At 66.3% G+C, this 14,900-nt stretch carries 11 protein-coding genes; 2 read left to right on the top strand and 9 right to left on the bottom strand.

All coding sequences use genetic code 11. From position 1 onward, the window contains the following. Positions 1-92 precede the first annotated feature (92 nt). The 9 genes from sucD to sdhC all read right to left on the bottom strand — a co-directional run bounded on the left by sucD (position 93) and on the right by sdhC (position 11,673). Entirely contained in the window at positions 93-965 is an 873-nt protein-coding gene (gene sucD / locus BLP95_RS15775; protein ID WP_023007273.1) for a succinate--CoA ligase subunit alpha, read from the bottom strand. After that, on the bottom strand, positions 965-2,131 hold the full coding sequence (gene sucC, locus BLP95_RS15780; protein ID WP_089681000.1) for an ADP-forming succinate--CoA ligase subunit beta: 1,167 nt from the start codon (positions 2,129-2,131) through the stop codon (positions 965-967). Before sucC ends, sucD begins: the two co-directional genes overlap by 1 nt. A 141-nt stretch (positions 2,132-2,272) precedes the next feature. Then, positions 2,273-3,712 (bottom strand): dihydrolipoyl dehydrogenase, encoded by a 1,440-nt coding sequence (gene lpdA / locus BLP95_RS15785; RefSeq protein WP_023007271.1) that lies wholly within the window; start codon positions 3,710-3,712, stop codon positions 2,273-2,275. A 49-nt stretch (positions 3,713-3,761) separates the two neighbouring features. Then, positions 3,762-5,318, bottom strand: coding sequence for a 2-oxoglutarate dehydrogenase complex dihydrolipoyllysine-residue succinyltransferase (odhB, locus tag BLP95_RS15790; RefSeq protein WP_089681002.1), 1,557 nt, complete (start codon positions 5,316-5,318; stop codon positions 3,762-3,764). Positions 5,319-5,360: 42 nt separating this feature from the next. After that, positions 5,361-8,195 carry a 2-oxoglutarate dehydrogenase E1 component gene (locus BLP95_RS15795; RefSeq protein WP_089681004.1) on the bottom strand — a complete coding sequence of 945 codons (2,835 nt, stop codon included), beginning with the start codon at positions 8,193-8,195 and terminating at the stop codon, positions 5,361-5,363. Positions 8,196-8,462: 267 nt separating this feature from the next. Then, positions 8,463-9,167, bottom strand: coding sequence for a succinate dehydrogenase iron-sulfur subunit (locus tag BLP95_RS15800; RefSeq protein ID WP_023007268.1), 705 nt, complete (start codon positions 9,165-9,167; stop codon positions 8,463-8,465). 11 nt (positions 9,168-9,178) lie between these two features. Beyond that, positions 9,179-10,951, bottom strand: coding sequence for a succinate dehydrogenase flavoprotein subunit (sdhA, locus tag BLP95_RS15805; protein WP_023007267.1), 1,773 nt, complete (start codon positions 10,949-10,951; stop codon positions 9,179-9,181). 3 nt (positions 10,952-10,954) lie between these two features. Next, positions 10,955-11,302 carry a succinate dehydrogenase, hydrophobic membrane anchor protein gene (sdhD, locus tag BLP95_RS15810; protein ID WP_023007266.1) on the bottom strand — a complete coding sequence of 116 codons (348 nt, stop codon included), beginning with the start codon at positions 11,300-11,302 and terminating at the stop codon, positions 10,955-10,957. Continuing rightward, positions 11,296-11,673 carry a succinate dehydrogenase, cytochrome b556 subunit gene (sdhC, locus tag BLP95_RS15815; RefSeq protein ID WP_023007265.1) on the bottom strand — a complete coding sequence of 126 codons (378 nt, stop codon included), beginning with the start codon at positions 11,671-11,673 and terminating at the stop codon, positions 11,296-11,298. The genes sdhD and sdhC overlap by 7 nt, the downstream gene beginning before the upstream one ends. A 452-nt stretch (positions 11,674-12,125) precedes the next feature. Here sdhC and gltA point away from each other — a divergent pair, with 452 nt between their 5' ends. Continuing rightward, entirely contained in the window at positions 12,126-13,409 is a 1,284-nt protein-coding gene (gene gltA, locus BLP95_RS15820; RefSeq protein ID WP_089681006.1) for a citrate synthase, read from the top strand. A gap of 114 nt (positions 13,410-13,523) precedes the next feature. After that, a complete protein-coding gene (locus BLP95_RS15825) occupies positions 13,524-14,414 on the top strand; it encodes an NAD(P)-dependent oxidoreductase (protein WP_089681008.1) in 891 nt (296 codons plus the stop codon). Positions 14,415-14,900 lie beyond the last annotated feature (486 nt).

Consider the following 14,900-nt stretch of genomic DNA (forward strand, 5'->3'; position numbering starts at 1 on the left):
TCTCTCCCCTCCCTCGGCGTCCTGTCGCGATGGCATCGACGAGAAAGGGCGCCCGAAGGCGCCCTTTCGACATCGCTTGCGAAGCGCTCGGCTTACCAGCCGGTCACTTCCTTCAGGGCGCTGCCGATCTCGGCCAGGGAGCGCACGGTCTTGACGCCCGCGGCCTCCAGGGCAGCGAACTTGTCGTCCGCGGTGCCCTTGCCACCGGCGATGATGGCGCCGGCGTGGCCCATGCGCTTGCCGGGAGGGGCGGTGACGCCGGCGATGTAGGAGACCACCGGCTTGGAGACGTTGGCCTTGATGTAGGCGGCCGCCTCTTCCTCGGCGGTGCCGCCGATCTCGCCGATCATCACGATCGCCTCGGTGGCCGGGTCCTTCTCGAACATCTCGAGGATGTCGATGAAGTTGGAGCCCGGGATCGGGTCGCCGCCGATGCCCACGCAGGTGGACTGGCCGAAGCCGTAGTCGGTGGTCTGCTTGACCGCCTCGTAGGTCAGGGTGCCGGAGCGCGACACGATGCCGACCTTGCCGGGCTTGTGGATATGGCCCGGCATGATGCCGATCTTGGTCTCGCCGGGGGTGATCACGCCCGGGCAGTTGGGACCGATCAGGCGCACGCCCAGCTCGTCACACTTGACCTTGACGTCGAGCATGTCGAGGGTCGGGATGCCCTCGGTGATGCACACGATCAGCTTGATGCCGGCGTTGGCGGCCTCGAGGATGGAGTCCTTGCAGAACGGGGCCGGCACGTAGATCACGCTGGCCTCGGCGCCGGTCTTCTCCACGGCTTCCTTGACGGTGTTGAACACCGGCAGGCCGAGGTGCTCCTGGCCGCCCTTGCCCGGGGTCACGCCGCCGACCATCTGGGTGCCGTAGGCGATCGCCTGTTCGGAGTGGAAGGTCCCCTGGCCACCGGTGAAGCCCTGGCAGATGACCTTGGTGTTCTTGTCGATCAGGATGCTCATTACTTGCCCTCCGCTGCCTTGACTACCTGCTGAGCCGCGTCGGTGAGGCTCTCGGCAGCGATGATGTTGAGTCCGCTGGATGCCAGCTTCTCGGCGCCCAGCTCGGCGTTGGTGCCTTCCAGGCGCACCACGACCGGCACGTTGACGCCGACCTGCTCGACGGCACCGATGATGCCCTCGGCGATCATGTCGCAGCGCACGATGCCGCCGAAGATGTTGACCAGCACCGCCTTGACGTTGTAGTCGGAGAGGATCAGCTTGAACGCCTCGGCCACGCGCTCCTTGGTGGCGCCGCCGCCGACGTCAAGGAAGTTGGCCGGCTTGCCGCCGTGCAGGTTGACGATGTCCATGGTGCCCATGGCCAGGCCGGCGCCGTTGACCATGCAGCCGATGTTGCCGTCGAGGGCCACGTAGTTGAGCTCCCACGCCGCCGCCTCGGCCTCGCGCTCGTCCTCCTGGGAGGGGTCGCGCATCGCCTGCAGGTCCGGGTGGCGATAGAGGGCGTTGCCGTCGAGGTTGATCTTGGCGTCGAGGCAGTGGAGGTTGCCCTCGTCGGTGATCACCAGCGGGTTGATCTCGAGCAGCGCCAGGTCCTTGTCGTGGAACAGCTTGGAGAGGCCCAGGAAGATCTTGGTGAACTGCTTGACCTGGTCACCCTTGAGGCCCAGGGCGAAGGCCAGCTCGCGCGCCTGGTAGGGCTGCGCGCCCACCAGCGGGTCGATCTCGGCCTTGAGGATCTTCTCGGGGGTCTCCTCGGCGACCTTCTCGATCTCGACGCCACCCTCGGTGGAGGCCATGAACACCACGCGGCGGGTGCCGCGATCGACCACGGCGCCAAGGTAGAGCTCGTTGGCGATATCGGTGCAGGTCTCGACCAGGATCTTGGAGACCGGCTGACCGTGCTCGTCGGTCTGGAAGGTCACCAGGTTCTTGCCCAGCCACTGCTCGGCGAAGGCCTTGGCCTCTTCCGGGCTCTTGATCAGCTTGACGCCGCCCGCCTTGCCGCGACCGCCGGCGTGGACCTGGGCCTTGACCACCCACATGTCGCCGCCGATCTTCTTGCAGGCTTCCGCGGCTTCCTCGGGGGTATCCACGGCGAAGCCCTTGGACACCGGCAGACCATAGTCGGCAAACAGCTGTTTGCTCTGATACTCGTGAAGGTTCATCGATTCATGCCATTGGTTGCATGTGACTCGAACGGCGCCCTGCATGGCCGCGCGGGCCGAGGGTGCGGGGCACCACCGTCCCCTCCGATGCATGGCCGGAAGGGGCGCGCCGCCGGCTGACGGCGGCGCTCGTTGTGCGGCTTACTTGCGCTTCTTGCGATTGGCCATGTGGATGGCGTGGCCCTCCACGGCGAGCGCCGCCTCGTGGACCGCCTCCGACATGGTCGGGTGGGCATAGCAGGTCAGCGCCAGGTCCTCGGCGCTGGAGCCGAACTCCAGCGCGATGACGCCCTGGGCGATCATCTCGCCGGCGTGCTGGCCGACGATGTGCATGCCCAGCACGCGGTCGGTCTCGGCGTCGGCGATGATCTTGGCCTGGCCCTCGGTGGCATTGTTGGCCATGGCACGGCCGCTGGCCGCGAACGGGAAGCTGCCGGTCTTGACCTCGATGCCCTTGTGCTTGGCGTCCTGCTCGGTCATGCCGACCCAGGCCACCTCGGGGAAGGTGTAGATGACGTTGGGGATGGCGTCGTAGTTCATCTCGGCCTTGTGGCCGGCGATGATGTCGGCGACCATCACGCCCTCCTCGGAGGCCTTGTGGGCCAGCATCGGGCCGCGCACGCAGTCGCCGATGGCGTAGACGCCCGGCACGCTGGTGCGGCACTGGTCATCGACCTGAATGAAGCCGCGCTCGTCGGTCTCCACGCCCACGCCGTCGGCGATCACGCCCTGGGTGTAGGGCTTGCGGCCGACGCAGACGATCAGCTTGTCGAAGGTCATCTCCTGGTCGCTGTCGCCGTCGCTGTACTTGACGGTGACCTCGCCATCCTTGACCTCGGAGCCGGTGACCCGCGCGCCCAGCTTGATGTCCAGGCCCTGCTTCTTGAGCAGCTTCTGGGTCTCCTTGGCGATGGCCGCGTCGACCATCGGCAGGAAGCTGTCCATGGCCTCGAGCACGGTGACCTCGGAGCCCAGGCGGTTCCACACGCTGCCCAGCTCCAGGCCGATGACGCCGGCGCCGATCACGCCGAGGCGCTTGGGCGTCTCGGTGAACTCCAGGGCACCGGTGGAATCGACGATGATGTCGTCGGTGAGCGGGGTCGGCGGGATCTCCACCGGCACGGAGCCGGCGGCGATGATGATGTTGTCCGCCTCATAGGTGGTGGCCTTGCCATCCTGGTCGGTGACCTCGACCTGCTTGCTGCCGGTCACCTTGCCGGTGCCCTCGATGCCGGTGACGCCATTGGCCTTGAACAGGCCGGCGATGCCACCGGTGAGGTTCTTCACGATCTTGTCCTTGCGGGCGATCATCTTCTTGACGTCCATCTGGACGTCGCCGGCCTGGATGCCCATGTCGTCGAAGTCGTGCTTGGCCTCGACGAACTTGTGGGAGGCCTCGAGCAGCGCCTTGGAGGGGATGCAGCCCACGTTGAGGCAGGTGCCGCCGAAGACGACCTTGCCTTCCTTGCCGATCCACTTCTCGACGCAGGCGGTCTTGAGGCCCATCTGGGCGGCACGGATGGCGGCCACGTAGCCACCGGGGCCCGCACCGATCACGATCACATCATACTTGTCGGCCATGTTGGCTCCTGTCGTTGCTTGTTCGCGCGGTTCCGTCGTCGAAACGGGCTCAGATGTCCAGCAGCAGGCGCGCCGGATCCTCGAGCAGCTCCTTGATGGTGACCAGGAACTGCACCGCATCCTTGCCGTCGATCATGCGGTGGTCGTAGGAGAGCGCCAGGTACATCATCGGGCGGATCTCCACCTTGCCGTTCACCGCCATGGGACGCTCCTGGATCTTGTGCATGCCCAGGATGGCGGTCTGCGGCGGGTTGAGGATCGGCGTGGACATCAGCGAGCCGAAGATGCCGCCGTTGGTGATGGTGAAGGTGCCGCCCTGCATCTCGTCGATGCCCAGCTTGCCGTCACGGGCGCGCTTGCCGAAGTCGACGATGCCCTTCTCGACGTCGGCGATCTTCATGCTGTCGGTATCGCGCAGCACCGGCACCACCAGCCCGCGGTCGGTGGAGACCGCCACGCCGATGTCCTGGTAGCCGTGATAGACGATGTCGCTGCCGTCGATGGAGGCGTTGACGTCGGGGAAGCGCTTGAGCGCCTCGCTGGCCGCCTTGACGAAGAAGCCCATGAAGCCGAGCTTGGTGTCGTGGGTCTTGAGGAAGGTGTCCTTGTACTGGGCACGCAGGTCCATCACCGCGCCCATGTCCACCTCGTTGTAGGTGGTGAGCATGGCGGCGGTCTGCTGGGCCTGGACCAGGCGCTTGGCGATGGTCTGGCGCAGGCGGCTCATGGGCACGCGCTTCTCGGGGCGCTCGCCCTCGACGGCGGGCGCGGCCGCGGCGGCCTTGGCGCCACCGCCGGCGGCCGGCTTGGCGGACTTGCTGGCGGAGCCCTCCTTCACGGCACGCTGCACGTCCTCCTTTAGGATGCGCCCACCCTTGCCGGTGCCCTCGATCTTGCTGACGTCGAGGTCATGCTCGGCCACCAGCTTGCGCGCGGCGGGGGCGAGGATCTTGTCGCCCACCTTCTCGTCGCTGGCGCCGTCGTCGGCGGAGGCGGCAGGCTCGGCGTCGGCGGAGGTCCCGGCCTCGCCACCGGCGCCCTCGGTGAAGATCGCCAGCACCTGCTCGGAGGTCACCTGGCTGCCCTCCTCGGCCTTGATCTCGGCAAGCGCGCCGTCGGCGGGCGCGACCACCTCGAGCACCACCTTGTCGGTCTCGATCTCGGCCAGCACCTCGTCACGCTTGACGGCCTCGCCGACCTGCTTGGCCCAGCTCGCCACGGTGCCTTCCTGGATCGACTCGGGGAAGGTCGGCGCCTTCACCTCATGCTGCTGGCCGCCACCGGCGGCCGGCGCGTCAGCCTTGGCATCGCCCTTGGCGGCCTTGGCGTCGGCCTTGCCCTCATCCTTGGCGGCCGGCTTGTCACCGGCACCCTCGCCGAGCTTGCCCAGCACCTGCTCGGAGGCCACGGTGTCGCCCTCTTCCGCCAGCACCTCGCTGAGCACGCCGGCCTCGGGGGCCAGCACCTCGAGCACGACCTTGTCGGTCTCGATCTCGACGATAAGCTCGTCACGCTCGACGCTGTCGCCCGGCTTCTTGTGCCAGGCCGCGACGCTGCCCTCGGCAACGGATTCCGGAAAGGTTGGGGCCTTGATCTCGGTAGCCATGTCGTATCCCTTGTGTGTTCTCTCTCGTCCCGGTGGGCGGCCTCAGAGGTTGAAGGCGTCTTCCACCAGCTGGCGCTGCTGTTCGATGTGCACGGACATGTAGCCCGCCGCGGGTGCCGCCGAGGCCGGGCGGCCGGCGAACTTGAGGCGGCCGCCGAGGCCCTCCTGGAGCATCTCCGCCACGGCGCGCATATGGTGCTGGCTGGGGTACCAGGCGCCCTGGTTGAGCGGCTCTTCCTGACACCAGACGATGTCGGTGACGTTGGTGTAGGCCTCGATCGCCTCGAAGAGCTCCTCCTTGGGGAAGGGGTAGAGCTGCTCGATGCGCAGGATCGCCACGTCATCGCGGCCGTTCTCCTCGCGCCAGGCGGCGAGGTCGTAATAGACCTTGCCGGCGCACAGGATGATGCGCTCGACCTTGGTCGCCTCGAGGTTGGCCTGGTCGGGCAGCACCATCTCGAAGCGGCCCTCGGCCAGCTGGTCCAGGCTCGAGGTGGCGTCCTTGTGGCGCAGCAGGCTCTTCGGCGACATCACCACCAGCGGCTTGCGCAGCTTGCGGATCACCTGGCGGCGCAGCAGGTGGAAGATCTGCGCCGGGGTGGTGGGCACGCAGACCTGCATGTTGTGCTCGGCGCACATCTGCAGGAAGCGCTCCAGGCGCGCCGAGGAGTGCTCGGGCCCCTGTCCCTCGTAACCGTGGGGCAGCAGCATGGTCAGGCCACACAGGCGTCCCCACTTGGTCTCGCCGGAGGAGATGAACTGGTCGACCACCACCTGGGCGCCGTTGAAGAAGTCGCCGAACTGCGCCTCCCAGATCACCAGGTCGTTGGGGGCGGTGGTGGCGTAGCCGTACTCGAACGCCAGCACGGCTTCTTCCGACAGGAAGGAGTCGTGGATGGTGAAGCGCGGCTGGCCATCGGCCATGTGCTGCAGCGGCACGTAGGCGCTGCCGTCCTTCTGGTTGTGCACCACCGCATGGCGGTGGGAGAAGGTGCCGCGGCCGACGTCCTGGCCGGTGATGCGCACCGGGTGTCCATCGTCGAGCAGGGTGGCGTAGGCCAGGGTCTCGGCGAAGCCCCAGTTGAGGGCCATACCGCCGGCCCGCATCTTGCGACGGTCGTCGTAGATCTTGGCCACCTGGCGCTGCACCTCGACCCCGTCGGGGATCTCGCACATCCGCGCCGCCAGGCGCTGCAGCTTCTTCATCGGCACCGAGGTGTCGGCGTGGCCGGTCCACTCGTGACCGAGGTAGGGCTTCCAGTCGACGAACAGCGAGGTGTTGGGCTCCTGCACCAGGGCGTTGGCCACGTGGTTGCCGGCCATCAGGTCCTCGCGGTAGGTCTCGATCATCGCCTTGGCGTCCTCCTCGGAGAGCACGCCCTGCTCCACCAGACGCTGCGCGTAGACGGCCCGCGAGGAGGGATGCTCCTTGATCTTGCGGTACATCATCGGCTGGGTGCCGCTGGGCTCGTCGGCCTCGTTGTGGCCGCGGCGGCGGTAGCAGACGAGGTCGATCACCACGTCCTTCTTGAACTGCTGGCGATAGTCCAACGCCACCTGGGTGGCGTGCAGCACCGCGTCCGGGTCGTCACCGTTCACGTGGAAGATCGGCGCCTGCACCATCTTGGCGATGTCGGTGCAGTACTCCGTGGAGCGCGCATCCAGCGGATTGGAGGTGGTGAAGCCGACCTGGTTGTTGATGACGATGTGCACCGTGCCGCCGGTCTTGTAGGCACGGGTCTGGGACATCTGGAAGGTCTCCATGACCACGCCCTGGCCGGCGAAGGCGGCGTCGCCGTGGACGTTGATCGGCAGCACCTTGGTACCGTCGCTGTCGTCGCGGCGGTCCTGGCGGGCGCGCACCGAGCCCTCCACCACCGGGGAGACGATCTCCAGGTGGGAGGGGTTGAAGGCCAACGCCAGGTGGACCTCGCCACCCGGGGTCATGACGTTGGAGCTGAATCCCTGATGGTACTTGACGTCGCCGGAGCCACGCTCGATCACCTTCTTGCCGTCGAACTCATCGATCAGCTCGCCGGGATTCTTGCCGAGGATGTTGACCAGCAGGTTGAGGCGACCCCGGTGGGCCATGCCGATCACCACCTCCTTGACCCCATAACCGCCACCGCGCTGGATCAGCTCATCCATCATCGGGATGAAGGACTCGCCGCCCTCGAGGCCGAAGCGCTTGGTGCCCGGGTACTTGGAGGCCAGGTAGTTCTCGAGCCCCTCGGCGGCGGTCAGGCGCTCCAGCACGTGCTGGCGCACCTCGTTGCTGAAGGAGGGCGCGCTGCGCACCGACTCGAAGCGCTGCTGCAGCCAGCGCTTCTCCTCGGTGTCGACGATATGCATGATCTCGCAGCCGATGGAGCGGCAGTAGGTCTGCTCCAGGGCGTCGACGATCTCCTTCAGCGGCGCCTTGTCCATGCCCAGGAAGAAGGAGCCGGTCTGGAACTCGGTGTCCAGGTCCTGCTTGGCGAGCTGGTGGAAGGAGAGGTCGAGGTCGGGAACGGGAAGCTGGCTGCGCAGGCCCAGGGGGTCGATGTTGGCCTTCTGGTGACCCCGGAAGCGGTAGGCGTTGATCAGCTGCAGCACCCGAACCTGCTTGCGGTTCTCCTCGCCGTCGCCGGCGGCCGGCGCCAGGGCGGTGCGGCGCTGCTTGCCCAGCTGGTGGAACTGTTCGCGTACGGGGGTCAGCGGGACATCATGGGAAGGGCCGTCGTCGGGACGCGGCAGCTCGTCGAAGTACTGGCGCCACTCGTCGGGAACGGCGGAGGGATCGTCGAGGTACTGCTCGTAGAGCGCTTCCACGTAGTGGACGTTGCTGCCACTGACGTGGGAGGAGCGCCACATCAACTCCATTATGCCTTGTTGCATCTCTCGGTCACCCTGCACTGATGGGGTGGTATCGGCGTCACCGCGACGCGGCCACGGCGACATCGGTGGTGCCCTGCCGGCGGGGGCTAGGCGTTGCCGGCGCTTCCGGCCGTCACTGGCCGGGAAGCCTGAATTCCATGGTCAGGAGCCGGTGCCCAGGGCACCGGCTCCATGACGCGTGTCCCGACCGCCTGCGACACCGGGTCACAGGCGATGACGTGCGACTCATGATAACAAGCCGCGGGACACGATTTAAGTGCCATCGGCTCAGGTGCCGCTGGCCAGCAGCATCTCGCGGATCTTGCCGATCGCGCGGGTGGGGTTGAGCCCCTTGGGGCAGACCGCCACGCAGTTCATGATGCCGCGGCAGCGGAACACGCTGAACGGGTCCTCGAGCTCCGCCAGTCGCTCCTGTGTGGCGGTGTCGCGGGAGTCCACCAGGAAGCGGTAGGACTGCAGCAGACCGGCCGGGCCCACGAACTTGTCCGGGTTCCACCAGAACGACGGGCAGGAAGTGGAGCAACAGGCACACAGGATGCACTCGTAGAGGCCGTCGAGCTTGTCGCGATCCTCCGGCGACTGCAGGCGCTCGATGGCCGGCGCCGGCTCGTCGTTCTGCAGGTAGGGCTGGATGCGCTCGTACTGCTGGTAGAACAGCCCCATGTCGACCACCAGGTCGCGGATCACCGGCAGGCCCGGCAGCGGACGCAACGTCAGCTTGCCGTTCTTCACCACCTCAGAGAGCGGGGTGATGCAGGCCAGGCCGTTCTTGCCGTTCATGTTCATGCCGTCGGAGCCGCATACGCCCTCGCGGCAGCTGCGGCGGTAGGCCAGCCCGTTGTCCTGCTCCTTCATCATGTGCAGGACGTCCAGCACCATGACGTCACGGCCCTGGGTGTCGACCTGGAACTCCTGCATGTAGGGTGCGGAGTCGGTTTCCGGGTTGTAGCGGTAGATGGATACCTGAAGCATCGTGACTCCCCTCAGTAGGTGCGGACTTTCGGCTCGAACATGTCGACGGTCTTGGGTGCGAAGTTGACGTCGCGCTTGCCGACCTTCTTCTCGGTCGGAAAGTAGAGCGAGTGCTTCAGCCAGTTGACGTCGTCACGGTCCGGGTAGTCGTAGCGGGAGTGGGCGCCACGGCTCTCCTTGCGCTCCAGCGCCGCGATGGCGGTGGCCTCGGCGACCTCCATCAGGTTGTCCAGCTCCAGCGCCTCGACGCGCGCGGTGTTGAAGGCGTTGGACTTGTCCGGCAGGTGGGCGTTGGCGATGCGGCCGCGCAGCTCGGCCAGCTGCTTGACGCCCTTCTGCATGTTCTCCTCCTCGCGGAACACGCCGAAGGAGTTCTGCATGATGCCCTGCAGCTCGCGCTTGAGCTCCGGCACGGTCTCGCCGCCCTCGGACTCGTTCCAGCGAGTGATGCGCTTCATGGCGCTCTCGACGTCGGACTCGGAGGCCTCGAGGTAGTCGATGCCCTCGTTGAGGGCGCCCTCGATGAACATGCCCGCCGCGCGGCCGAACACCACCAGGTCGAGCAGCGAGTTGCCGCCCAGGCGGTTGGCGCCGTGGACCGAGACGCAGGCTGCCTCGCCGCAGGCGAACAGGCCGTTGACGATCTGGTCCTTGCCGTCCTCGCCGCGCATGATGGCCTGGCCGTGCACGTTGGTCGGCACGCCGCCCATCATGTAGTGGCAGGTCGGCACCACCGGGATCGGCTCCTTGGCCGGGTCCACGTGGGCGAAGGTCTTGGAGAGCTCGACGATGCCGGGCAGGCGCTTGCCGAGGACCTCCTCGCCGAGGTGATCCAGCTTGAGGTAGACGTGGTCGCCGTTCTCGCCGCAACCGCGGCCCTCGAGGATCTCCATGACCATGGAGCGGGCGACCACGTCGCGGCCGGCCAGGTCCTTGGCGTTGGGCGCGTAGCGCTCCATGAAGCGCTCGCCATCCTTGTTGACCAGGTAGCCACCCTCGCCGCGGCAGCCCTCGGTGACCAGGGTGCCGGCGCCGTAGATGCCGGTGGGGTGGAACTGCCACATCTCCATGTCCTGCATCGGGAAGCCGGCACGCAGCGCCATGCCGATGCCGTCACCGGTGTTGATCAGGGCATTGGTGGTGGAGGCGTAGATGCGCCCGGAGCCACCGGTGGCCAGCACGGTCGCCTTGGACTTCACGTGCACCACTTCGCCGGTCTCGATGTCCATGGCGATGCAGCCCACCACGTCGCCGTTGGCGTTCTTGACCAGGTCGACGGCGTACCACTCGTTAAGGAAGGTGGTGTTGTTCTTCAGGTTGTTCTGGTAGAGCGTATGCAGCAGGGCATGGCCGGTACGGTCGGCCGCCGCACAGGTACGTGCCGCCTGACCGCCGGCGCCGAAGTCCTTGGACTGGCCGCCGAACGGACGTTGGTAGATGCGGCCGTTGTCGAAGCGGGAGAACGGCAGACCCATGTGCTCGAGCTCGAACACCGCCTTGGGGCCCTCGGAGCACATGTACTCCGCGGCGTCCTGGTCGGCGATGTAGTCGCCGCCCTTGACGGTGTCGTACATGTGCCAGCGCCAGTCGTCGTTGGGGTCGGCCGAGGCGATGGCACAGGTGATGCCGCCCTGGGCGGAGACGGTATGGGAGCGAGTCGGGAAGACCTTGGAGAGCACCGCGGTCTTCTTGCCGGACTTGGCGAGTTCCAGGGCGGCCCGCAGGCCGGCACCGCCACCGCCGATGATGATGGCGTCGAAGGACAGGCTACGCATGTTGGACATGAATCAGGCTCCCCACAGAATCTGAATGCCCCAGACCAGGAAGGCAAAGATGGCCAGGATGACGAGAAGTTGGACGCTCACGCGGATCGCGGTCGGCTTCAGGTAGTCGGTGGTCACGGTCCACAGGCCGACCCAGGCGTGCCCGGCGAGCGAGATGAAGGCGAGCAGCGAGAAGATACGCATCCAGGTCTGGGCGAACAGGCCGCTCCAGGTGGCGTAGTCGAGGTTCGGGTTGAACAGCAGATAGAGAACGATGAAGAGCGTGTAGACCGCCAGGATGACGGCGGAGACCCGCTGGATCAGCCAGTCGGAGAGACCGCTGCGGCCGAGGTTCGTGATGTTGGTTACCATACCCAGACTCCCGCCAGAATGATCAGGACGGCGCTCACCACCACGGTGATCTGCGCCTTCTTGTGGCCGCCCTCGAGGGTCACGCCGATATCCATGTCCATCAGCAGGTGCTTGATGCCGGCCACGAAGTGGAAGGCCAGGGCGGAGAGCAGGCCCCAGGCGATCAGCTTGGCCAGGAAGTTGCCTGCCAGGGCATCGCTCACGGCCACGAAGCCGGTCGGCGAGGACAGCGACGTGCTCAGCGCCCAGAAGGCGAAGATCAGGCCGATGAAGAGGATGACGCCGGTGATGCGGTGGGCGATCGACGTCAGGGCGGGTAGCGGAAACTGTATCGTGGACAGATCCAGGTTTACGGGTCGTTTGCTATTCACGGCTCTCTACACACTCTCTATGGCCCGCCGAAGGAAGCCCCGAACAGGCGTCGGGCGGGCGGTGGTTTCGGGAAGGCGTCGGCCGTTGCCGAGGGGGCAAGACCGGCTGCTCCTGCCAGTCGCGCGGGGTGGATTATAGGGGTCCGCCCCCGCCATGACAAACCGAGTGGCGCCCCACTAGACCATGGTGCAAAGCATCCGGGCGCCGCCGCGGCGGCTATTCGGAAGGCGCCCCCCAGCGCAGGCCACGGCCCATGGTGCTCTGCACCATTTCCTGTTCACAACCTCTACGCCCAGCATGATCGTGTACAGCACGCGCCGGGCCATGGGCTAATTGACAATCGCTGGGACGCTTCTATAGTGGGCGAACCTTTTCGCCGGCATCCCCCGCGAAGATACTCACAGAAAGAACGACTTATCGCCCTAATCACGAACTCGAGAGGAGGCCTTCCATGGCTGACAGGAAAGCGACGCTGACGGTAGACGGCCTGGAGAAGACGATCGAACTGCCCGTCTACTCGGGCGCCCTGGGCCCGGACGTGGTCGACGTCCGCGGGCTCGGTGCCGAAGGCCTGTTCACCTATGACCCCGGCTTCATGGCCACCTCCTCCTGCCAGTCGGCCATCACCTACATCGATGGCGGCAAGGGCGTGCTGCTGCACCGCGGCTACCCGATCGACCAGCTGGCCAAGCAGTCCGACTTCGTCGAGATGTGCTACCTGCTGCTGTTCGGCGAGCTGCCCAACGACGCGCAGTATGCCGACTTCGAGTCGCGGGTCCGCAACCACACCATGGTCCACGACCAGATCAACAACTTCTTCAAGGGCTTCCGCCGTGATGCCCACCCCATGTCGATCATGTGCGGCGTGGTGGGTGGCCTGGCCGCCTTCTACCACGACCATATGGACATCAACGTCGAGGAAGACCGCATCATCAGCGCGATTCGCCTGATCGCCAAGATGCCGACCATCGCCGCGATGTCCTACAAGTACAACGTCGGCCAGCCCTTCAACTACCCGCGCAACGACCTGAACTATGCAGAGAACTTCCTCTACATGATGTTCAGCACGCCGTGCGAGGAGTACAAGATCAACCCGGTCTATGCCCGCGCCATGGATCGCATCTTCATGCTCCACGCCGACCACGAGCAGAACGCCTCCACCTCCACGGTGCGCCTGGCGGGCTCCACCGGCGCCAACCCCTTCGCCTGCATCAGCGCCGGCATCGCCGCGCTGTGGGGACCGGCCCACGGCGGCGCCAACGAGGCGGTGCTGAAGATGCTCGACGAGATCGGTGACGACTCCGAGGAGAACATCCAGCGCTTCATCGACAAGGCCAAGGACAAGGACGACCCCTTCAAGCTGATGGGCTTCGGCCACCGCGTCTATCGCAACTTCGACCCGCGCGCCAAGGTGATGAAGGAGACCTGTGACGAGGTACTGGCCGAGCTCGGCATCGATGACCCGCAGCTGAAGATCGCCAAGCGCCTGGAGCAGATCGCCCTGGAGGACGAGTACTTCGTCGAGCGCAAGCTCTACCCCAACGTCGACTTCTACTCCGGCATCATCCTCAAGGCCATGGGCATCCCGACCAACATGTTCACCGTGATCTTCGCGGTGTCGCGCACCATCGGCTGGATCTCCCACTGGCACGAGATGCTCAGCGACAGCTACAAGATCGGCCGCCCGCGCCAGCTCTATACCGGTCACGCCCAGCGCGACTATCCTGCCAAGTAAGCACGATCGGCAGGCATGCCCCACCACAGAAAGCCGCCCTCGGGCGGCTTTCTGCGTCATGAGCACGCTGCCCTTCCACCACCCGACATCCGCCAACAAGAGGAAACCACCAGGATGAGCAAGCAGATTTCCACCGTCGCCTTCATCGGCCTGGGCGTCATGGGCTACCCCATGGCCGGCCACCTCGCCCGCGCCGGCCTCGCGGTGCGCGTCTACAACCGCACCGCCGCCCGCGCCGAGGCCTGGACCGCCGAGCACGGCGGCAGCCACCACCCCACCCCTGGCGAGGCCTCACAGGGCGCCGACCTGGTGCTGGTCTGCGTGGGCAACGACGACGACGTCCGCCAGGTGACCATCGGCGAGCAGGGCGCCCTCTCCGGCATGGCCGAGGGCAGCCTGCTGGTGGATCACACCACGGCCTCGGCGGACCTGGCCGAGGAGCTCGATGCCGCCTGCCGTGAGCACGGCATCGGCTTTCTGGATGCGCCGGTCTCCGGCGGCCAGCAGGGGGCGGAGAACGGCGCGCTGACCATCATGTGCGGCGGCAGCGAGGCCGACTTCGCCCGCGCCGAGCCGCTCCTCGATCACTATGGCCGCGCGGTGACCCGGATGGGCCCGGCCGGCAGCGGCCAGCTGACCAAGATGGTCAACCAGATCTGCATCGCCGGGCTGGTCCAGGGGCTGGCCGAGGGGCTCCACTTCGCCGAGCAGGCGGGCCTCGACCGCCGGCGGGTGGTGGACGTCATCAGCAAGGGGGCCGCCGGTTCCTGGCAGATGGAGAATCGCCACGCCACCATGATCGACGACCAGTACGAACACGGCTTCGCCGTGAACTGGATGCGCAAGGACCTCGCCATCTGCCTGGACCAGGCACGCCAGCTCGAGGCACGCCTGCCGGTCACGGCGCTCGTCGACCAGTTCTATGCCGACGTCCAGGCGATGGGCGGCGGCCGCTGGGACACCTCCTCGCTGCTGCGCCGCCTGCGTGCCGTGAAGCCCGAGTAAGCTCTGGTGCTATCGCAGCCGGCCAGGCTGCGATGGCCCTCTCCTCCCCCATTCGGGGTTGACAGAGCCCCTCCCACCCCACCGTTTCCGGCGCCGCGCCGTTTTCCACACATTCTGTGGATAACCCTGTTCACAACCCCTCGAAAAGGTCGCCTAATCGCCATGGATAGCGGGCTGCCCTTAGATTGGTCAATTTTTGATCTTGCTTAACCTATTGATTTAGAAAGAAATTATCATAAGCCCCATGGGCACGGGGCCTGGCGGCCGTGTCATGCACAGGAGGCGGTGCGGAACCGCGAGGGGTGGACAAGTCAAGCGAAAATCGTCGCCGAATCGGCGCATTTGCGGGGCGCAGCGTGAGCGGGGTCAACGCTTCGGGGGCTGGACCGGGAATCGAGTAGGAGGGGGAGTCGCCTCCCCCGTCCTCTCACACCACCGGGCATACGGTTCCGTACCACGGCGGTTCACGAAGAACGACTAAGCCCT

Origin of the sequence: Halomonas shengliensis (assembly GCF_900104135.1) — a bacterium.
GTDB lineage: Bacteria > Pseudomonadota > Gammaproteobacteria > Pseudomonadales > Halomonadaceae > Halomonas > Halomonas shengliensis.

Coding starts and splice junctions, on each gene's coding strand:
- sucC (WP_089681000.1), bottom strand. CDS start 2,131: ATGAACCTTCACGAGTATCAGAGCAAACAGCTGTTTGCCGACTATGGT.
- gltA (WP_089681006.1), top strand. CDS start 12,126: ATGGCTGACAGGAAAGCGACGCTGACGGTAGACGGCCTGGAGAAGACG.
- BLP95_RS15800 (WP_023007268.1), bottom strand. CDS start 9,167: ATGCTTCAGGTATCCATCTACCGCTACAACCCGGAAACCGACTCCGCA.
- sdhA (WP_023007267.1), bottom strand. CDS start 10,951: ATGTCCAACATGCGTAGCCTGTCCTTCGACGCCATCATCATCGGCGGT.
- sdhD (WP_023007266.1), bottom strand. CDS start 11,302: ATGGTAACCAACATCACGAACCTCGGCCGCAGCGGTCTCTCCGACTGG.
- BLP95_RS15795 (WP_089681004.1), bottom strand. CDS start 8,195: ATGCAACAAGGCATAATGGAGTTGATGTGGCGCTCCTCCCACGTCAGT.
- odhB (WP_089681002.1), bottom strand. CDS start 5,318: ATGGCTACCGAGATCAAGGCCCCAACCTTTCCGGAATCCGTTGCCGAG.
- BLP95_RS15825 (WP_089681008.1), top strand. CDS start 13,524: ATGAGCAAGCAGATTTCCACCGTCGCCTTCATCGGCCTGGGCGTCATG.
- sucD (WP_023007273.1), bottom strand. CDS start 965: ATGAGCATCCTGATCGACAAGAACACCAAGGTCATCTGCCAGGGCTTC.
- lpdA (WP_023007271.1), bottom strand. CDS start 3,712: ATGGCCGACAAGTATGATGTGATCGTGATCGGTGCGGGCCCCGGTGGC.